The 19,211-nt window shown below is 68.3% G+C and carries 18 protein-coding genes; 11 read left to right on the top strand and 7 right to left on the bottom strand.

Features of this window, described 5'->3' with window-relative positions:
- Nucleotides 1–73 precede the first annotated feature (73 nt).
- Both PRtIB026_RS17890 and PRtIB026_RS17885 read left to right on the top strand, forming a co-directional pair.
- Entirely contained in the window at nucleotides 74–592 is a 519-nt protein-coding gene (locus tag PRtIB026_RS17890) for a sigma-70 family RNA polymerase sigma factor (RefSeq protein ID WP_062573788.1), read from the top strand.
- Nucleotides 589–1,341, top strand: coding sequence for an anti-sigma factor family protein (locus PRtIB026_RS17885; protein ID WP_203652458.1), 753 nt, complete (start codon nucleotides 589–591; stop codon nucleotides 1,339–1,341). The genes PRtIB026_RS17890 and PRtIB026_RS17885 overlap by 4 nt, the downstream gene beginning before the upstream one ends.
- A gap of 5 nt (nucleotides 1,342–1,346) precedes the next feature.
- Here the strand turns inward: PRtIB026_RS17885 and PRtIB026_RS17880 are convergent, their stop codons facing one another.
- The 4 genes from PRtIB026_RS17880 to PRtIB026_RS17865 all read right to left on the bottom strand — a co-directional run bounded on the left by PRtIB026_RS17880 (nucleotide 1,347) and on the right by PRtIB026_RS17865 (nucleotide 4,913).
- The gene (locus PRtIB026_RS17880; protein ID WP_203652459.1) at nucleotides 1,347–2,477 is read right to left on the bottom strand and encodes an HlyD family secretion protein; all 1,131 of its coding nucleotides are present in this window, start codon (nucleotides 2,475–2,477) and stop codon (nucleotides 1,347–1,349) included.
- Nucleotides 2,474–4,102, bottom strand: coding sequence for an MFS transporter (locus PRtIB026_RS17875; RefSeq protein WP_203652460.1), 1,629 nt, complete (start codon nucleotides 4,100–4,102; stop codon nucleotides 2,474–2,476). Before PRtIB026_RS17875 ends, PRtIB026_RS17880 begins: the two co-directional genes overlap by 4 nt.
- Nucleotides 4,103–4,166: 64 nt before the next feature.
- Entirely contained in the window at nucleotides 4,167–4,676 is a 510-nt protein-coding gene (locus tag PRtIB026_RS17870; protein WP_203652461.1) for a GNAT family N-acetyltransferase, read from the bottom strand.
- Between the two features lie 6 nt (nucleotides 4,677–4,682).
- Nucleotides 4,683–4,913 carry a hypothetical protein gene (locus PRtIB026_RS17865; RefSeq protein WP_203652733.1) on the bottom strand — a complete coding sequence of 77 codons (231 nt, stop codon included), beginning with the start codon at nucleotides 4,911–4,913 and terminating at the stop codon, nucleotides 4,683–4,685.
- 32 nt (nucleotides 4,914–4,945) lie between these two features.
- Between PRtIB026_RS17865 and PRtIB026_RS17860 the strand changes: the two genes are divergently transcribed.
- From PRtIB026_RS17860 to dksA, 3 genes are all read left to right on the top strand, one after another.
- Entirely contained in the window at nucleotides 4,946–5,506 is a 561-nt protein-coding gene (locus PRtIB026_RS17860) for a carbonate dehydratase (protein WP_062362175.1), read from the top strand.
- A gap of 2 nt (nucleotides 5,507–5,508) precedes the next feature.
- A complete protein-coding gene (locus PRtIB026_RS17855; RefSeq protein WP_203652462.1) occupies nucleotides 5,509–6,846 on the top strand; it encodes a dihydroorotase in 1,338 nt (445 codons plus the stop codon).
- Nucleotides 6,847–7,066: 220 nt separating this feature from the next.
- Entirely contained in the window at nucleotides 7,067–7,474 is a 408-nt protein-coding gene (dksA, locus tag PRtIB026_RS17850) for an RNA polymerase-binding protein DksA (RefSeq protein ID WP_203652463.1), read from the top strand.
- Here the strand turns inward: dksA and PRtIB026_RS17845 are convergent.
- Together PRtIB026_RS17845 and PRtIB026_RS17840 are read right to left on the bottom strand one after the other, a co-directional pair.
- Nucleotides 7,471–8,184, bottom strand: a complete 714-nt coding sequence (locus PRtIB026_RS17845) for an MgtC/SapB family protein (RefSeq protein ID WP_203652464.1) — start codon at nucleotides 8,182–8,184, stop codon at nucleotides 7,471–7,473. The genes dksA and PRtIB026_RS17845 overlap by 4 nt on opposite strands.
- A 338-nt stretch (nucleotides 8,185–8,522) precedes the next feature.
- Nucleotides 8,523–9,293 (bottom strand): class I SAM-dependent methyltransferase, encoded by a 771-nt coding sequence (locus PRtIB026_RS17840; RefSeq protein WP_203652465.1) that lies wholly within the window; start codon nucleotides 9,291–9,293, stop codon nucleotides 8,523–8,525.
- 73 nt (nucleotides 9,294–9,366) lie between these two features.
- Between PRtIB026_RS17840 and PRtIB026_RS17835 the strand changes: the two genes are divergently transcribed.
- Nucleotides 9,367–9,828: a sterol desaturase family protein gene (locus PRtIB026_RS17835; RefSeq protein WP_203652466.1), complete on the top strand. Its 462-nt coding sequence runs from the start codon at nucleotides 9,367–9,369 to the stop codon at nucleotides 9,826–9,828.
- A gap of 37 nt (nucleotides 9,829–9,865) precedes the next feature.
- Here the strand turns inward: PRtIB026_RS17835 and PRtIB026_RS17830 are convergent, their stop codons facing one another.
- Nucleotides 9,866–11,182 (bottom strand): hypothetical protein, encoded by a 1,317-nt coding sequence (locus tag PRtIB026_RS17830; protein WP_203652467.1) that lies wholly within the window; start codon nucleotides 11,180–11,182, stop codon nucleotides 9,866–9,868.
- Nucleotides 11,183–11,390: 208 nt separating this feature from the next.
- On the opposite strand from PRtIB026_RS17830, the gene PRtIB026_RS17825 reads away from it, so the two are divergent.
- From PRtIB026_RS17825 to PRtIB026_RS17805, 5 genes are all read left to right on the top strand, one after another.
- Nucleotides 11,391–12,605, top strand: a complete 1,215-nt coding sequence (locus PRtIB026_RS17825) for a sugar transporter (RefSeq protein WP_203652468.1) — start codon at nucleotides 11,391–11,393, stop codon at nucleotides 12,603–12,605.
- A 284-nt stretch (nucleotides 12,606–12,889) separates the two neighbouring features.
- Nucleotides 12,890–13,375, top strand: a complete 486-nt coding sequence (locus tag PRtIB026_RS17820; protein WP_203652469.1) for a DUF2165 family protein — start codon at nucleotides 12,890–12,892, stop codon at nucleotides 13,373–13,375.
- Nucleotides 13,376–13,389: 14 nt separating this feature from the next.
- Nucleotides 13,390–14,484 carry an efflux RND transporter periplasmic adaptor subunit gene (locus PRtIB026_RS17815; protein ID WP_203652470.1) on the top strand — a complete coding sequence of 365 codons (1,095 nt, stop codon included), beginning with the start codon at nucleotides 13,390–13,392 and terminating at the stop codon, nucleotides 14,482–14,484.
- A gap of 18 nt (nucleotides 14,485–14,502) precedes the next feature.
- The gene (locus tag PRtIB026_RS17810) at nucleotides 14,503–17,586 is read left to right on the top strand and encodes a MexW/MexI family multidrug efflux RND transporter permease subunit (protein WP_203652471.1); all 3,084 of its coding nucleotides are present in this window, start codon (nucleotides 14,503–14,505) and stop codon (nucleotides 17,584–17,586) included.
- Nucleotides 17,583–18,977: an efflux transporter outer membrane subunit gene (locus tag PRtIB026_RS17805; protein ID WP_203652472.1), complete on the top strand. Its 1,395-nt coding sequence runs from the start codon at nucleotides 17,583–17,585 to the stop codon at nucleotides 18,975–18,977. Before PRtIB026_RS17810 ends, PRtIB026_RS17805 begins: the two co-directional genes overlap by 4 nt.
- The last annotated feature ends 234 nt before the right edge of the window (nucleotides 18,978–19,211 follow it).

Raw genomic sequence — 19,211 nt, 5'->3', positions numbered from 1 at the left:
GCCGGGGGAATAGATTTCGTGCCGGGCCGTCTGCCCATTACACTGACTGCCCATTGGGGCCCGGAACCCGACCATGCACGATCTGGACGACCAACAATGGCGCGAGCTGCTGCAACGCCTGCGCCGCTTCGCCCTGTGGCTGACCCGCGAGCCCGGCGGCGCCGACGACCTGGTCCAGGCCACGGTCGAGCGTGCCCTGAGCCGCCGTGGCCAGCAGCGCGACGCCGACAGCCTGCGGCCCTGGCTGTTCACCATCCTTTACCGGCTGTTCCTCGACGGCAAGCGCCGCGAGCGCCTGCACGCCCGCTGGCTGGCCTGGTTCGGTCGGGGCCAGGCCGAGGAACCGACCGGTGGCGAGATCGAGAGCATCGTCCTGGCCCAGGCCGATCTGCGCGCCTTCGCCCGGCTGTCGGCGGAGCAACGCGCCCTGTTGCTGCTGGTCAGCGTCGAAGGCCTGAGCTACAAGGAGGCGGCCGACACCCTCGGCATTCCCATCGGCACGGTGATGTCGCGCCTGTCGCGTGCCCGTGCCGCCCTGCGTGAACTGACCGAGGGCAACCCCACGCCCCCGGCCCTGCGGAGACTCAAATGACGCGCCTGATCCCCACCGAGCACGAGTTGCATGCCTATGTCGACGAGCGCCTGGAGCCGGCCCGCCGGGCCGAGGTCGAGGCGTGGCTGGCGGTCAATCCCGAGGATGCGGCGCGGATCGAGGCCTGGCGCGGCGATGCCCGGCGCCTGCGGGCGGCCCTGGCCGGCTTCGGCGAGCAGCCCAGCGATCCGGCGCTGGACCTGGCGCCCCTGCGCCGCCGCCTGCGCCAGCGTCGGCAATGGCGCCTGGCACAGGCGGCGGTATTGCTGCTGGCCGTGGGCCTGGGCGGCCTGGGCGGCTGGCAGGCACGTGAGGCGACGCTGTTCGCCGGCATGTTGCCCATGGCCGATGCGGTGGAGGCCCACCGACTGTTCGCCGACGCAAGCACGCTGGATATCCAGGCCAGTGATCCGGCGCGGCTGCAGGCCTGGCTGGGACGTCACTTCAACCGTGTCGGCCAATTGCCGGACCTGTCTGGCTATGGTCTGCAGCCGGTGGGCGCACGCCTGCTGAGCAACGAGGCGGGGCCGGCGGCGCTGCTGGTGTTCCAGGACCGCCAAGGGCTGCGCATCAGCCTGTTCCTGCGCTCGCCCGGCGAACACTTCGAGCGCATGCCCAGCGGCCAGCGCACCGACGGCCAGTTGCAGGCCCGCTACTGGTCCCACGGCGACTACAACTTCGCCCTGGTCAGTGCGGTGGATGATGCCCGTGGCGAGCAGGTGCGCCGGGCGCTCGGCGTCAGCCTGTAGGCCAGTCACCTGTCCCGGGTATCGATGCTCACCACCACCGACATCCCCGGCCGCAGCTGCCTGGCCTCGGGCTGGTCGCCATCGACGGTGATCCGCACCGGGATGCGCTGGGCGATCTTGACGAAGTTGCCGGTGGCGTTGTCGGCCTGCAGCAGGGCGAATTCCGAGCCGGTGGCCGGGGAGATCTGCTGCACGTGGCCGCGCAGCTTCAGGTGGTTGAGCGCATCGACGGTGAAGGTAGCGGGTTGGCCGATGCGCACCTTGGCCATCTGCGTTTCCTTCAGGTTGGCGATCACCCACAAGGTGTCCGGCACCAGCGCCATCAACTGCGCGCCGGGATTGACGTAGGCGCCCAGGCGGGTGCCGATCTGCCCCAGTTGGCCGTCCCGTGGCGCCTTGACCCGGGTGTTGTCCAGGTCGATGCGGGCCAGCTCCACCGCGGCCCTGGCATTCTCCACCGAGGCCTGCAGCGCGGCACGGTTGACGATTACCGTCTCGCGGTCCTGGCGGGCGATTTCCAGCGCGGCCCTGGCCTGGGCCAGGCTGGCGACGGCGGCGGCATGGCTGGCGCGGCTCAGGTCCAGTTCGCGGCGCGACACCGAGCCGTCGCTGACCAGCGCCTGGTTGCGCTGCAGGTCGGCCTTGGCCTTGTCGGCCTGGGCCGCGGCGTCGCTGATCGCGGCCTGACGCTGGGCGATGCCGGCCTCGGCGCTGTTGCGCTGCTGTAGGTTGTTGGCCAGCGCCGCCTCCTGCTGTTTGAGCTGGGCGATGGACTGGGCCAGGCGCTGGCTGTAGATACGGTCATCCAGGCGCACCAGCAGGTCGCCCTGCTTGACGAACTGGAAGTCGTGCACCGGCACCTCGACGATATAGCCGCCCAGTTGTGGCCCGATAATCGTCACCTGGCCGCGCACCAGGGCGTTCTCGGTGCTCTCGATGGCGCTGCTGAACGGCGGCAGGCGCCAGGCGTACAGCACCAGCAGGATGCCGGCCAGGGCCACGGCGGCGAAGCTCAGCGACGACAGCAGGCGCACCCGCCGGCTGCGCGCCGGGCTGGTCGGTTCGCTGGGTGGTTGCGCGCCTTCCGGGGTTTCGGCGATGGCGGTGGTGGTGGTCGTTGGCGTCTCTTGGGTCATCGGCTCGGGGTACCGCTGGTGGAGTGGTTGTAGCGCAGGTACAGGCTGCGGATGAAGATCCAGATCATGGTCAGGATAGCGATGGCGCCGATCAGCATGAACACATCGTTGTAGGCCAGCACATTGGCCTCGCGGGTCGCAGCGTTGGCCAGCAGGCGCATGCCGGCCTCGTTGCGCAGCGCCGGGTCGGCGAACACCCCGGCGTAACCGGCGCCACCGCCCTGCACGCGGGCGCTGACCAAGGGTTCCAGGGCGCTCAGGCGATCCATCAGCTGGTTGGAGTGGAATTTCTCGCGCACGGTCTGGAAGGTGCCCAGCAGCGCCGAGCCGATCAGCCCGCCGAGGTTGTTGCAGATACCGAACAGCACCGAGAAGCTCACCAGGTTGCGCGGGTTGGCGCGCACATGGCCGATGCCCAGCGCCATCGACGGGCCGACGAAGAACGTGCTGCCGAAGGCCAGGAGGAACTGGCTGAGGTACATCTGCGCCGGACGGGTCAGGTTGCTCGAGGTGCTGTCCATGAAGGCGCCGGTGGCCATGGCCGCCAGGGAGATGAACAACGGCAGCACCAGGTGCTGGGGGTTGATGGTCAAGGCGCTGGTGGTCAGCCCCGTGACCGCGCCCAGCAGCATCACCGCGTACAGCGCGCGCATCTGCTCGTTGCCCATGTTCAGTGCCTGGAGAAAACCCACGGCGCCGGTGGACTGCTCGGAGATCACCATGCGGATCAGGATCACGCACAGGGCCAGGCGGATGATCGCGCCGCTGCCCAGCCAGCGGGTCATCAGCAGCGGGTTGCTGCGGTTGTGCTCGATGGCCAGGCCCGAGAGGATCAGGGCGATGGAGCACGCCAGGGCGACGCCGATCCAAGGCGCGTCCAGCCACCAGTCGATGCGCCCCAGCGACAGCGCCGCGCAGAGCAGGGCGGTGCCGCTGGCCATCAGGGTGAAGGTGAGGAAATCCAGGGGCTCGAAGGTCTTGAAGCGATCGCCGGGGGGCAGCTTTAGCAGCAGCACGCAGCCCAGCGCGGCCAGGGCCAGGCCCAACTCGAACAGGTACAGCCCCCGCCACTCGGCGATCTGCAGCAGGTCCTCGGAGAACACCCGGGCCAGCGGCACCGCCAGCTGCGAGGCGCCAAGGCCCAGGACCATCGCCTTGAGCCGCCACTGCGCGGGGAAGGCCTGGATCATGTAGTACAGGCCCAGCGAACTCAGCGCGGCGCCGACCATGCCATGGGCGGCGCGCACGGCGATGGCCGAGTTGAGGTCGTTGACGAACAGGTGGGCGAGGGTGACCAGGGCATAGAGCACCAGGAACACCTCGGTGAAGGCGCGCAGGCCGAACTCCTGGCGGAACTTCACCAGCAGCAGGTTCATCGACACGTTGGTCATCACGAAGGCCGCCGGCAGCCAGGCCATTTCGGCACTGGTGGCACCCAGCGCGCCCTGCAGGAACGGCAGGTTGGCGACCACCAGGGCGTTGCCCAGGCCGCCCGTGATGGCCACCAGCAGGCCGACCAGGCCGAAGGCCAGGCGCTTGGCCGGGGCGTGCAGCGGCGTCGAGGGCGAGCCGGGCAGGCTGGGCTTCTCATGGGGGAGCCACTGGCGGGGGGCGTACTTGTCCATCGGGTTGTCCGTTACCGCAGGTGATCCGACTCTACGTCAATGGCCGTTTGGATGAAATCATCGCTCAAACGCCGAGCGCCAGGCGCATGGCGCAGCGATTGCCCAGGCCATGGGCCAGCTCGCCGGCAAGGATGCCTTGCAGGCGCGCATCAAGCTGCGGCGCGGGGATGCGCTCGAAACCATAGCGGGCGTAGAACGGGGCATTCCAGGGGACATCGTCGAAGGTGGTCAGGGTCAGCCAGGCCAGGCCGTTCAGGCGCGCGGCTGTACGCGCCTGGTCCAGCAGGCCGCGACCCAGGCCCTGGCCCTGGGCTTCCTGGCGGACCGACAACTCATGGATGTGCAGGGCGTCGCCTGTGGTGCTGGCGCAGAGAAAACCCAGCGGCAGGTCCCGGCCATCCACGGCAACCCAGCTGCCGCCCTCGGTGACGAACGTCAGGTGCTCGGCTTCGTTCATCACATCGCTGTCGGCCAGCCAGGCCAGGTGCGGCAATTGCCGGAAAGCCTGGGCCGCAGAGCGTTCCAGGGTAGGGAGCAGGGGGATGTCGCTGACGAGGGTGGGGCGCACGTGCATGGTGGATCAGGGCCTGTAGGAAATCGCGCAGCCCATTGGGCTGCGCTGTTGCATAAAGAACTGTACCCCTGTGGGAGCGGGCTTGCCCGCGAAGCAGGCGTCGCGGTGCTTGGCACCGGCTTTGCCGGTGATCGCGGGGCTAGCCCGCTCCCACGCTGTTCCAATCTGCGCAGGAAGAGTGGAGTTTGCCAGATCGGTGTGTGAAGGTGTTGCATTGTAACTGTTATAACGTAACATTTATGGTCTTCCTTTCATCCAGGGCCTCCACCGTGATCCGCAGAAACCCCTCCGGCCATCTCCCGCAAATCGCCGAATCGGCCTATATCGATCACACCGCCATCATCTGCGGCAAGGTGATCATCCACGACAACGTGTTCGTCGGCCCCTATGCGGTGATCCGCGCCGACGAGGTGGACGGCAGCGGCGACATGCAGCCGATCGTCATCGGCGCCAACTCCAATATCCAGGACGGCGTGGTGATCCACTCCAAGTCCGGCGCGGCGGTGCGCATCGGCCAGTACAGCTCGATCGCCCACCGCTCCATCGTCCATGGTCCGTGCGAGGTCGGTGACCGGGTGTTCATCGGTTTCAACAGCGTGCTGTTCAACTGCAAGGTCGGCGACGGCAGCGTGGTGCGGCACAACTCGGTGGTCGACGGTCGCGACCTGCCACCGCGCTTCTATGTGCCGCCCACCGAGCACATCGGCCCGCACACCGACCTGGAGCGTTACCCGCCGGTCAGCGTGTCGGCCTCGGAGTTCTCCGAGGACGTGGCGCGCACCAACATCGACCTGGTCCAGGGCTACAAGGCCCTGCAGAACGAGTTCTGAACATGGACACATTGCTGGTGCGCAACGCACGGCTGGTCAATGAAGGGCGCGAGTTCGAAGGCGACCTGCTGGTGCGCCACGGGCGCATCGAGCGGATCGCCGGCAGCCTCGACAATGCCCGGGCGGCGCTGGAGATCGATGCCCGGGGTGCCTGGCTGCTGCCGGGGATGATCGACGACCAGGTGCATTTCCGCGAGCCGGGGGCGCCGCACAAGGGCAGCATCGCCAGCGAGTCGCGGGCGGCGGTGGCCGGGGGCATCACCAGCTACATGGACATGCCCAACACCAACCCGCCGACCCTGACCCTGGAGGCGCTGGCCGACAAGAAGCGACGGGCGGCGGCGAGTTCGCGGGCCAACTATGGCTTCCACTTCGGCGTGAGCCGCGACAACCTCGACACCATCGCCGCCCTCGACCCGCGCGAAGTGGCCGGGATCAAGGTGTTCATGGGGGCCTCCACCGGCGACATGCTGGTGGATGACCCGCAGGTGCTGGAAAAGCTCTTCGTCTATGCGCCGACCATCGTCCTGGCGCACTGCGAGCACACCCCGAGCATCCTCGAGAACGAGGGCTGGTGGCGGGCCCGCCACGGAGAGTTCATTCCCCCGGCCGCGCACCCGCTGATCCGCGACGCCGATGCCTGCTACCGCTCCTCGAGCCTGGCGGTGGAGTTGGCCCGGCGCTTCGGCACGCGCCTGCACGTGCTGCACCTGACCACGGTGCGGGAACTGGCATTGTTCCAACCGGGCCCGGTGAGCGGCAAGCACATCACCGCCGAGGTGTGCCTGCACCACCTGCTGTTCGACGACAGTGACTACGCAAGCCTGGGCCACCTGATCAAGTGCAATCCGGCGATCAAGACCGGCACCGACCGCGATGCCCTGCGCAAGGCCCTGGCTCGCGATCGCATCGATGTGATCGGCACCGACCATGCGCCGCATACCCTGGAGGAAAAGCGCCGGGTGTATACCCGTGCGCCGTCGGGCCTGCCGCTGGTGCAGCATGCCTTGCCGGCGGCGTTGGAGCTGGTCTGCGAAGGGGTGCTGAGCATGGCCCAGGTGGTGAACAAGACCAGCCACGCAGTGGCCGAACTGTTCGCTATCCGCGAACGGGGTTTTCTGCGCGAGGGCTATTGGGCGGACTTCGCCATCGTCGAGCGCCTGGCCAGCCCACGGGCGGTGGCGGACGACCCGATCCTGGCGCATTGCGGCTGGACGCCGTTCCAGCAGCGCGCCTTCCACCATGTGGTGCGCAGCACGGTGGTGTCCGGGCAACTGGCCTGGCACCAGGGGCGGGTACGCGACCAATGCCAGGGCTTGCCCTTGATGTTCGACCGCTGAATCCCCCCAGATCGCCCATCCCTTCGGGCTGCTCTGTCGCGCACGGAACAGAAGAGCACGCATCACCAACGTGGGAGCGGGCTAGCCCCGCGATCACCGGCAAAGCCGGTGCCATACACCGCATCGCGGGGCAAGCCCGCTCCCACGCTGTTCAAGTCAGCAAGTTACGTTTTGTTCCATGAGGGCGGTCTCGCGCCCCCAGCATTCTGGAGTTACCCCCATGACTGAAGAGCAACTGCTGCAACAACCCGCCAGCGCCTACATGAACGAACCCCAGCGCCAGTTCTTCCGCAACCTGCTGCTGACCCAGCGCGGCGAGCTGCAGACGCGCATCGAGCAGGAGTTCCGCGCCCTGCGCGAACAGGAAGTGCACAGCGACCCCGCCGACATCGGCAGCGCCGAGGAGGAACGTCACTGGCAACTGCGCTCGCTGGAGCGGGAGAAGAAGCTGCTGGACAAGATCGACCAGGCGCTGGAGCGCCTGGCCCGGGGCGATTACGGCTGGTGCGAGGAAACCGGCGAGCCGATTGGCCTGCGCCGCCTGCTGCTGCGGCCCACCGCCACCCTGTGCGTCGAGGCCAAGGAACGCCAGGAGCTGCGCGAACGGCATGTGCGCGACGACGTCTAGTCAGAGGGCAGACCCTGGGCCTGCAATTGCCAGCGCACCGCGCTCACGCCTTTCTCCAGGCTCACCCGCCCGACCAGGCGCTCCAGCTGGGTCGGCGCCTGCGGCGTGCCGAGCAGCTCGGCGCGCACTTCCAGGCGTGCCGGATCGGCCAGGTCCTCGCTGTGCAGCGACTGCAGGCGCAGGCCCGGGTCGCTGAGGCTGTGCAGCATCAGGCTGCGCACCTGGATCTCGTCCTCGGCGCGGCAGACGATGCGCACCTCGTAGCGCTGCTCGACCTCGCTGGCCGGCACCACGTCCTGGCGGTCCAGGCGCTGGGCGAGGTCGCGCAGCAGGATGTTGGCGCACAGCACCACCAGGCTGCCCAGGGAGGCCTCCAGCAGCAAGCCGAGGCTGCACAGCACGCCGACCGCGGCGGTGCACCAGAGGGTGGCGGCGGTGTTCAGGCCGCGCACGTTGAAGCCGTCGCGCATGATCACGCCACCGCCGAGAAAGCCGATGCCCGACACCACATAGGCGGCGATGCGTGAGGCATCGGTGGGTGCCATGCCCGGCACGGCCTGGGTCATCAGCACGAACAGGCAGGCGCCGGTGCTGACCAGGGCGTTGGTGCGCAGGCCCGTCAGGCGCTGGCGCAGTTGACGTTCGGCACCGATCAGGGCACCGAGCAGCAGGGCCACGCTGACGCGCAGCAGAAAGATTTTCCAATCCATAGCGAACTCCGTTCCGCGGGCGATGGCCCGCACGAGCACCGACCGCAGACGGCGCGAATGAAAGCGAGGAATGCGCAGGACCACGCGCCATGCCAGGTGGCAGGGCAGGAAAGGAAGGAGGAATGTTCAGCCCCGCAGGGCCGAAGGGAACCACCGTCTACCGTGTGCGGCGAGACAGTGGCAGGAACGCTGCCGGACTAGCTCGCCGTGTGGGCCTGTCGCAATCGACTGGGGCTACTGTCCAATGCAGTGGACTCCTGTGTGGGGGATGCTTGAGTGCGCGGCGGACCATACGCCTCGACCCGCGCAGGGTCAAGGCGTGAATCATGACAATTGCGTTACGCCAGGCGCTGGCAGACGTAGGCCTGGGTCCGGTAGGGGAAGGCGATGCGCTCGCGGCCCTTGAGGTCCGGGTGGTTGTCGATCAGGTCCTGCAACCGGGCCATGACCCTGTCCTGTTCGGCCTGGGGCAGGGCGGCGATGAAACTCACCGAGCGCAGGCGTTCGAGGATCACCGTCTGCGGGCTGCCTTCATGGACGTGGGGCAGGGTGGTCAGTTGCGGCGCGCTGAAGCGGCTGCCCGCGAAGGCGTCGCGCCAGCGACCGGTATGAAAGCGTGGGGTGTCGCCCTCGTAGGGGGTGATGATCTCGGTGATCCGCGCCACCCAGTCCACCGCTTCGTCACGCACGTTCCAGATCAGCCCCAGGCGGCCGCCCGGCGCCAGCACCCGGTGCATGTCGCGCAGGGCGGCGGCGTCGGCGAACCAGTGGAAGGCCTGGGCGCAGACCAGCACCTGCTGGCTGGCGTCGGCCAGCGGGATGTGCTGGGCGGTGCCTTCGAGCACCGGGACCTCGGGCAGCCGCTCGCTGAATCGCTCGCGCATGGCGGCCACCGGCTCCACCGCCGTCAGGCGCGGCGCCAACGCGGCGAGCAGGCGGGTGAACTTGCCGGTGCCAGCGCCCAGGTCGAGGACCGGGGTGCCGGCGCCGATGCCCAGGGTGTCGCGCAGCCAGCCCTGCAAGGCGCTGGGATAGTCGGGCCGGCCCTGCTCGTAGTTGCTCGACTGGCGGGTGTAGCCGGTGCTGGCTGAGACGTGCACATCCTTCATGGAAAATCCCTCCGAATGACCTGGCGGCAATGGTACCCTTGCGCCTTTCGTTGCCAACCCCCCGGACCGATCCATGTTGTTCAATCTCGCCGTGCTGTTCGGCACCCTGGTGGCCATGGAGGGCGTCGGCACGCTGGCCCACAAGTATGTCATGCACGGCTGCGGCTGGTGGCTGCACCGCTCGCACCATGAGCCGCAGCTGGGCATGCTGGAGACCAACGACCTCTACCTGCTGGCCCTGGGCCTGATCGCCACGGCGCTGGTGGCCCTGGGCAAGGCCGGGCATGCACCGTTGCAATGGGTTGGCGCTGGGGTAGCGGGGTATGGCGTGGCCTATGTGCTGGCCCACGATGGCTTTTTCCACCGGCACTGGCCGCGAGCACCGAAACCGGTCAACCGCTACCTCAGGCGCCTGTATCGGGCGCATCGCCTGCACCATGCGGTGAAGGGGCGCCAGGGCAGCGTTTCGTTCGGCTTCTTCTACGCGCCGCCCTTGCGGGTGTTGAAGCAACAGCTGAAGCGGCGGCGGGGCTGAGCTTCACGCCTCTCCCCGACCTTCAGGCGCCGCCGGCCTACCAGGCCAGCGGCTGCTCGAATCCCTTCCAGCACAACCAGCGCCTCACCTCGCCATGCGCCCCGGTGCCGATCTGCCATTGCGGCCTGCCGCTGTCCAGGGCGATCAGTGAAATGAAACCGGCATGGCTGGCCACCGCCAGGGTGCGGCCATCGGCGCTGATGTCCATGGCGCTGATGGTCGAGCCGAGGTAGTGCTGCCAGTGCTCGCTGCCGTCCTCGCCGAAGGCGCGCAGGTAGCCATGGGCGTCGCCGACGATGTACTCGCTTTCACGGGCCACGCCGGCGTAGATCCGTGCGCCGTCCTGCAACAGCGGCGTGCGCGGGTCCTCGCTGTAGAAACCGGTGTCCAGCCCCGGCAGGTCGGCCACCCGCACGCCGACGGTGCCGCCCCGGTAGAAGTGGCAGGCGTTGAGGATCAGCTGGTCGCCACGCCGGTTGAACAGGGCGAAGTGCGGGTATTCGCTGGCCGGGCCCACTTCGGCGATGGGCTTGAACTGCTCGTCGAGCACCAGGTGTCGGCCGCATTGCTCGCCCAGGGCGATCAGCCGGCCATCCGGTGACAGCGCGGCATGCTCCATGGCCAGGCCCAGGACGATGTCGTCCGGATCGGTGCCCTGGCGCAGTTCATCGAGAATGTCCGCCTGCCGCGGCAACAGGCGCGTGGCACCGCTGGCGGCGAGCACGAAGATGCCGTCGCTGCTGACCAGCAGGACCCGCTGGCCATCGGGGAAGGGCAGCAGCGCGGTGGGTATCGGCAGCAGGTCGAGGGGGTCGAACGGGTAGCCGGCGGGCAACCCTTCCAGGCCATGGGGCCAGGCCAGCCTGGCCACCTGCGGGCCGCCCCAGCCATCAGTCACGCGCACCCCTTCGGCATTGGCCAGGGCGTAGTAGCGCCGTTGCGGGCAGCGGCCGAAATGCTCGACGCCGATCACCGGGGTGACGCCCTGGTCGTCGATGCGCAGCACCTGCCCCCGGTCGAACGGCATGCCGATGCGCGCCAGCAGGCTGCCGTCGTCGAGCAGCAGCAGGCTGCCGATGCCCTGGGCCTGTTCCTCGAACAAGGGCACCAGCGGCAGGTGCGCCGGCGGCCAGGCCTCGCGGAACAGCTGGCGCTGTGCCGGGTCGACGCCGGGCCGGTTGATGGCCCGCAGCGCCGCCAGCCAGGCGTCGAGCAGGTGTTCGGTGGCCGCTGCCTGCGGCTCTTCCAGATCGTCCCAGCCTTGCGCGCGGCCCTGCGCGACATAGCGGTTGATGGCCTCGGCGTAGGCGATGACCGCCTCGCGCCACTGCTGCTGGGGGTGCTGCTTGTCCATGGGCGGATCGAACTCCTTGTTCCGCAGGGTGGGTGGCGATGCCACAAAAGGGTGCATGGTACTCCGTCCGCACCCGAGGTTGTGAGGGCCGGGCTTGATGCGTACCATGCTGGGCATCCTTCCAATAATCAAACGTGCGTCACCGGCCTGGCAGCTGGGCAGGCGATGTGCGTCCCGTTGCCTTGCCCGCGGAGAAAAACCTCATCACATGAATGGACCCGTACCCACCTCAATGCCCCCCACAGCCGGCAACGGAAGCTGGCTGAGCGTCATCGCCCTGGCCCTGGCGGCGTTCATCTTCAACACCACCGAGTTCGTCCCGGTGGCGCTGCTCAGCGATATTGGCCGCAGCTTCGAGATGACCACCGCGCAGGTCGGCCTGATGCTGACCATCTATGCCTGGGTGGTGGCGCTGGCGTCGCTGCCGATGATGCTGATGACCCGCAATATCGAGCGGCGGCGCCTGCTGCTGATCGTGTTCCTGGTGTTCATCGCCAGCCACCTGTTGTCGTGGTTGTCGCAGAGCTTCGCCATGCTGCTGGTCAGCCGTATCGGCATCGCCCTGGCCCACGCGGTGTTCTGGGCCATTACTGCGTCGCTGGCGGTGCGCGTGGCGCCGCCCGGCCAGCAGGCCAAGGCGCTGGGCCTTTTGGCCACCGGCACCACCCTGGCGATGGTCATGGGCATCCCGCTGGGGCGGGTGGTGGGCGAGGCGCTGGGCTGGCGCATTACCTTCCTGTGCATTGCCGGGGTGGCGCTGGCGACCATGCTGTGCCTGATGAAGTCGCTGCCGCTACTGCCGAGCCAGAACTCCGGCTCGCTGCGCAGCTTGCCTATCCTGTTCAAGCGCCCGGCGCTGGTGATCACCTACGTGCTGGTGACGCTGGTGATCACCGCGCAGTTCACCGCCTACAGCTACATCGAGCCGTTCGCCCTGCACGTGGCGCAGATCAGTGGTGAACACACTACGTTGCTGTTGTTGCTGTACGGTGGTGCCGGCGTGTTCGGCTCGGTGCTGTTCAGCCGCTACAGCGAGCGCTTCCCCCATGGCTTTCTGGTGGGCGCCATCGGCGCGCTTGCCGCGTGCCTGCTGTTGCTGTTGCCGCTGTCGGGCAATTTCCAGGTGTTCGCCGCCCTGAACATGGTCTGGGGCGTGGCGATCCTGAGCTTCAGCCTGGCCCTGCAGTCCAAGACCCTCAAGCTCGCCTCGGACGCCACCGACGTGGCCATGGCGTTGTTCTCGGGGATCTACAACATCGGCATCGGCGGCGGCGCGCTGCTGGGCAGCATCGTCAGCAGCCAGCTGGGCGTGGCGCATATCGGCCTGGTCGGTGGCGGCGTCGCCGTCGTTGGCCTGGTGCTGGCGCTGGCCAGCACCCAGCGCTTTCGCGAGGCCCTGACGCGAGTTCCCGGCCAGGCCTGAACCGCGACCTCTGTAGGAGCGGCTTTAGCCGCGATCACCCGCGAAGCGGGTGCCAGGCTCCGCGTTGCCTGCATCGCGGCTAAAGCCGCTCCTACAGAAAAAACCCGCTTCCCGGCACCTCCACCCCTGGGAATCTCTCCCGACTGATCCGCATCAATCCCCCTGGCAACCAGCGCCCCTGTAATAGGGGCGCTTGTGCATCGGCAAGGCTGCCACTAATATCCAAGCGTTTTCTTGTGTAATTGCCTGTTCCCCCTGGCCAGGCCATCAATACGGACGTTGATATGGATTTGCACACCTCCCTGTGGCTGTTCCAGGCCATCCAGGCCGTGGGCCTGGCGTTATGGCTGAGCATCGCGGTATTGAACAACCTGCAGGCTTTCGCCAGTTCCGTCGGCGCCATCGGCGCCACCCTGGCCATGGCGCCGCTGCGCCAACCGCCGGCCATCGACTTCCCCCTGCTGCGCCGGGCCTGCCAGTCGGCCGGCCTGGCCCGCGCCGCGCTGCTGGTGATCCTGCTGCTGCAGATCGTCGCCAGCCTGGCGGCCTGGGTCGGCTGCTACGGGCTGATCATCGCCCAGGATCCGCTCATGGCCCGCGCCTGGCTGAACCTGGCGCTCGCCGCGTTCCTAGCCTTCACCTTCGCCATGCTGCTCGGTGGCCTGTGGTTCGGCTACTGGATTCGCCAGGAAGGCCTGCAGCTCACCCATCTGGTGCTGGTGCTGTGGGCGATCCTGGCGTTCTTCCTGTTCAACCTGAACTGGGCCTGAGGCGAGGACGCGCGATGAATAGCAAGACGATACTTGGCAGCGCCCTGGTACTGGCGCTGGTCACCGCCGGCGGTCTGGCCTGGCGCCACACCGGCCAGGCCCAGGCCACGGCGACACCGGCGCGGCACCTGGTCAAGGTGGCCCTGGCCACGGTGCAGAAAGCACCGCAAAAACGCGCCTTCGCCGGCGTCGGCGAGCTGGAGGCGGTACACCAGGTGCTGGTCTCGGCCGAAATCGGCGGACGGGTGACGGCGATCAACTTCACATCCGGCCAGCAGGTGCGCAAGGGCGATGTGCTGGTCACCCTCAACGATGCCCCGGAGCAGGCCGAGCGCCTGCGCCTGAAGGCCCAGCTGGACAATGCGCGGACCAACCACCGGCGGGTCAAGGACCTGCTGCGCGAGAACGCTGCCACCCAGGAACAGCTGGACAATGCCCTGGCGGCCCGCGACATGGCCCAGGGCGAGCTGGCCCGCACCGAGGCGGTGATCGCCCAGAAGGCGGTGCGCGCACCGTTCGACGGGCGCCTGGGCATCCGCCGGGTGAACCAGGGGCAGTACCTCAATGTCGGCGATCCGGTGGTCAGCCTGATCGACACCCGCAGCCTGTACGTCAACTTCTCCCTCGAAGAGCAGTTGAGCGCCCAGCTGCGCCCCGGCCAGCCGGTCGAAGTGCGCCTGGACGCCTTCCCCGACACGCCGTTCACCGCCCATATCACGGCCATCGACCCGCTGATCGGGCGGTCGCGCACGGTGCAGGTCCAGGCCACCCTGGCCAAACCTGATGCGCGCCTTGCGGCCGGCATGTACGCCAGCGTGCAGGTGGCCAGCCCCGATGACGGCCAGGTGCTGACCGTGCCGGAAACCGCGGTGGCCTACACCGCCTATGGCGACACGGTGTTCGTCGCCCGCCGCGATGACGCCGCCGATGCCCTGGTGGTGCAGCGGGTGGCGGTGCGCACCGGCGAGCGCCAGGCCGGCCGTGTGGTGATCGAGCAGGGTCTGAACGAGGACGACCAGGTGGTGGTATCCGGGCAGTTGCGCCTGAGCGACGGTACCGCCGTGCAAGCCACCGAAGACACCCTGCAGGCCCCGGCCAGCGGCGCCTGACCCCAGCGAGAACATGCCATGACATTCACCGACCTGTTCGTGCGCCGGCCTGTGCTGGCGCTGGTGGTCAGCACCCTGATCCTGTTGCTTGGGCTGCTGTCGCTGCTGCAGTTGCCGATCCGCCAGTACCCGCTGCTGGAAAGCTCGACCATCACCGTGACCACTGAATACCCCGGCGCCCCGGCCGAGCTGATGCAGGGCTTCGTCACCCAGCCGATCGCCCAGGCGGTGTCGTCGGTGGAAGGCATCGACTACCTGTCGTCCTCCTCGGTCCAGGGCCGCAGCCTGGTGACCGTGCGCATGGAGCTCAACCGCGACTCGACCCAGGCGCTGACCGAGGTGATGGCCAAGGTCAACCAGGTGCGTTACCGCCTGCCGGAGCGCGCCTACGATCCGGTGATCGAGCGCTCTGCCGGCGAGTCGACGGCGGTGGCCTATATCGGCTTCGCCAGCCCGAGCCTGCCGATCCCGGCCATGACCGACTACCTCACGCGGGTGGTCGAGCCGTTGCTCAGCACCATCGAGGGCGTGGCCAAGGTCCAGGTGTTCGGCGGCCAGACCCTGTCGATGCGCCTGTGGATCGACCCGGCGCGCCTGGCCGCCCGGGGCCTGACCGCCGCCGACGTGGCCGAGGCGGTACGGCGCAACAACTATCAGGCGGCGCCCGGCAAGGTGAAGGGCCAATATGTGATTGCCAATATCCGCGTCGACACCGACCTGACCTCGGTCGGCGACTTCCGTGAGCTGGTGATCCGCAACGACGGCAATGGCCTGGTGCGCATCCGTGACATCGGCACCGTCGAGCTCGGCGCCGCCTCGGCCGAGACCAGCGCCAGCATGGACGGCGTACCGGCGGTGCACCTGGGCCTGTTCGCCACCCCGGGCGGCAACCCGCTGGTGATCGTCGAGGGCATCCGCCAGCTGTTGCCGCAGATTCGCCAGACCCTGCCGCCGGACGTCAAGGCCGAGCTTGCCTTCGAGACGGCGCGCTTCATTCAGGCCTCCATCGACGAGGTCACCAAGACCTTGCTCGAAGCCCTGGCGATCGTGGTGGTGGTCATCTACCTGTGCCTGGGTTCGCTGCGCACGGTGCTGATCCCGGTGGTGACCATTCCCCTGTCGATGCTAGGCGCGGCGGCGCTGATGCTGGTGTTCGGCTTCAGCATCAACCTGCTCACCCTGCTGGCCATGGTGCTGGCCGTGGGACTGGTGGTGGATGATGCCATCGTCGTGGTGGAGAACGTCCATCGTCATATCGAGGAGGGGCGCACGCCGGTGGCGGCGGCCTTGATCGGCGCCCGCGAGGTGGCCGGGCCGGTGATCGCCATGACCATCACCCTGGCCGCGGTGTACGCGCCGATCGGCATGATGGGCGGGCTGACCGGCGCGCTGTTCCGCGAGTTCGCCCTGACCCTGGCCGGCGCGGTGGTGGTCTCCGGCGTGGTGGCCCTGACCCTGTCGCCGGTGATGAGCTCGTTCCTGCTCGATGCGCGCCAGTCCGAAGGGCGCATGGCCCATACCGCCAACCGCTTCTTCGATTGGCTGGCCGAGCGCTATGCCCACGTACTGGGATTCTCGCTGAAGCACCGCTGGATCAGCGTCGGCTTCGCCTTGCTGGTGCTGGTCAGCCTGCCGCTGCTGTACAGCCTGCCGCAGCGCGAGCTGGCGCCGACCGAGGACCAGGCCGGGCTGCTCACCGCGATCAAGGCGCCGCAGCATGCCAACCTGGCCTATGTCGAACGTTTTGCCGACAAGCTCGACGCGGTCTACCGCACCCTGCCGGAAACCGTCAGCACCTGGATCATCAACGGCAGCGACGGCATTGCCTCGGGCATCGGCGGCATCAACCTGCAACCGTGGGACGAGCGCGCGCGCAACGCCTCGCAGATCCAGCTCGACCTGCAGGCGGCGGTCAACGATGTCGAGGGCACCAGCATCTTCGCCTTCCAGCTGCCGGCGCTGCCGGGCTCCACCGGTGGACTGCCGGTGCAGATGGTGTTGCGCAGCTCCCAGGACTACCGGGTGCTGTTCGACACCATGGAGCAGGTCAAGGCCAAGGCCCGGCAGAGCGGCCTGTTCGCCGTGGTCGACAGCGACCTGGACTACAACAACCCGGTGGTGCAGGTGCGGGTCGACCGGGCCAAGGCCAACAGCATGGGTATCCGCATGCAGGACATCGGCGAGTCGCTGGCGGTGCTGGTGGGGGAGAACTACCTCAACCGTTTCGGCCTCGACGGCCGTTCCTACGACGTCATCGCCCAGAGCCCGCGCGACCAGCGCCTGACCCCGCAGGCCCTGACCCGGCAGTACGTGCGCAGCGAGGAGGGCCGGCTGGTGCCGCTGTCCACCGTGGTGCAGGTCAGCGAGCAGGTCGAGCCCAACCGCCTGACCCAGTTCAACCAGCAGAACGCGGCGACCTTCCAGGGCATCCCGGCGGCCGGGGTCACCCTGGGCGACACCGTGGCCTTCCTCGAACAGGTCGCGGCTGAATTGCCTGTTGGCTTCAGCATCGACTGGCAGTCCGACGCCCGCCAGTACCAGCAGGAGGGCAACGCCCTGATGCTGGCCTTCCTCGCCGCCGTGGTGGTGATCTACCTGGTGCTGGCGGCGCAGTACGAGAGCCTGGTCGATCCGCTGATCATCCTGATCACCGTGCCGCTGTCGATCAGCGGCGCGCTGCTGCCCCTGGCGCTGGGGGTGGCCACGGTGAACATCTACACGCAGATCGGCCTGGTGACGCTGATCGGGCTGATCAGCAAGCACGGCATCCTCATGGTCGAGTTCGCCAACACCCTGCAGGCCGAGCAGCACCTGGACCGGCGCACGGCAATCGGCAAGGCGGCGCAGATCCGCCTGCGGCCGATCCTGATGACCACGGCGGCCATGGTGGTGGGGCTGATCCCGCTGCTGTTCGCCTCGGGCGCCGGCGCCGCCAGCCGGTTCGGGCTGGGCGTGGTGATCGTCACCGGGATGCTGGTGGGGACCTTGTTCACCCTGTTCGTGCTGCCGACCATCTACAGCCTGCTGGCCCGTGACCATGCCAGCACCGCGCGTTCGGCGCGGGCACGGTCGTTGGCCGAAACCCTGGAGGGCCAGCCATGAAGCCTGTATTCGTCGTTTCCCTGATGGCCCTGGCCTTGACTGCGTGCAGCGTCGGCCCCGACTACCAGAAAGCCGAGGTACCGGCCACTGGCGTGCACAGCCCGCAGCGCGCGGCCTTCGCCGCCCGTGGCGAGTTGCCGGCGCAGTGGTGGCGGTTCTTCGACGACCCGCAACTGGTGCGCCTGGTCGACCAGGCCCTGGCCAACAACCACGACATCCGCCAGGCCCACGCCAACCTGCTGGCGGCGCGGGCGCTGTTCGACGACCGCAGCCTCGACCGCGATCCCTGGGTCACTGCCCGCGCCGGCTACAACCAGAGTCTGGAGCAGCAGCAACCGGCCGATGGCAGCGACCCACGACGCATGCGCACCGAGCAGTACCGCGCCGGTTTCGACGTGCAGTGGGAGATCGACCTGTTCGGTCGCCTGCAGCGCCTGACCGACGCCGCCGAGGCTCGCGCCGACGCGGCGGCGGCGGACCTGCGCCAGGTGCGGCTGAGTATCGCCGCGGAGGTGGCCCGCAACTACTACCTCCAGCTTGGGCTCAAACGCAGCCTGACCGTGGCCGAGGACCAGGTCGAGGCCTGGCGCGAGACCCTGCAGCTGACCAGTGCCCAGGTGCGCGCCGGCAGTGGCCAGTACGAAGACCAGCAGAACGCCCACGCCAACCTGTTGCTCAGCGAGGCGGCGGTGCCGCCGTTGCAGGCGGCGATCCAGCAGGCCAGCTACCGCCTCGACGTGCTGACCGGACAGGTGCCGGGCAGCCAGGAGCAGGGCGCCGCGCCGTTCCTGCCGCCGTTGGCGCGCCAGTTGCCGTTGGGCGATGTCGACGCATTGATCGGCCAGCGCCCCGATGTTGTCAGCGCCGAGCGTGAGCTGGCAGCCAGCACCGAGGACGTCGGCGCGGCCACCGCCGAGCTCTACCCGCGCCTGGACCTGGGCGGCTTCATCGGCTTCTTCGCCCTGCGCAGCGGCGACCTGGGCAGTGCCGCCCGTGCCTACGAGCTGGCGCCGGTGGTGACCTGGCCGGCGCTGCGCCTGGGCAACGCCCGAGCCCGCCTGCGGGTGCGCGAGGCGCTGGCCGAGGGCAGCCAGGCACGCTACCAGCAGGCCGTGCTGCTGGCTCGCGAAGAGGTGGAAAACGCGGTGACGCAACTGGTGCGTAACCAGGCACGGCTGCAAAGCCTGGTGGCCTCCGCCGGCCACGGCAGCGAGGCCATCGACATTGCCAACAAGCGCTACCGGCGCGGCGCGGGGACCTACCTGGCGGTGCTGGAGAACCAGCGTGCGCTGTTCTCGATCAAGCGCGAGGTGGCCGAGGCGGAGACGGCCTCGTACCTGGATGCGATTGCGCTGTACAAGGCGTTGGGGTGGGGGAGTGCGGCGCAGTAGCACCTGTCGGTCATGCATGTCGTACTAACAGGGCTGGCAACCATGGCCTGTCAGGCATGGCCACGCTGCAACAGATGTAGGAGCGGATTCATCCGCGATGCGCCGCGCGGGCGGCGCTCGATCTTGAGCGCCGCGCAATGCTATCGTCGAGCGCCCCTAATTTTCCCCCAGCGTCCTTCGTTTTTATGGAAGCCGCCCTGCGCCCGGCGCGTTCGGCACTCATCATTCAAGGAG

This window comes from Pseudomonas sp. RtIB026 (assembly GCF_016861355.2).
GTDB lineage: Bacteria > Pseudomonadota > Gammaproteobacteria > Pseudomonadales > Pseudomonadaceae > Aquipseudomonas > Aquipseudomonas peradeniyensis.
The sequence above is the reverse complement of the archived record's forward strand: the minus strand, read 5'-3'. Positions and strand labels throughout refer to the sequence as shown.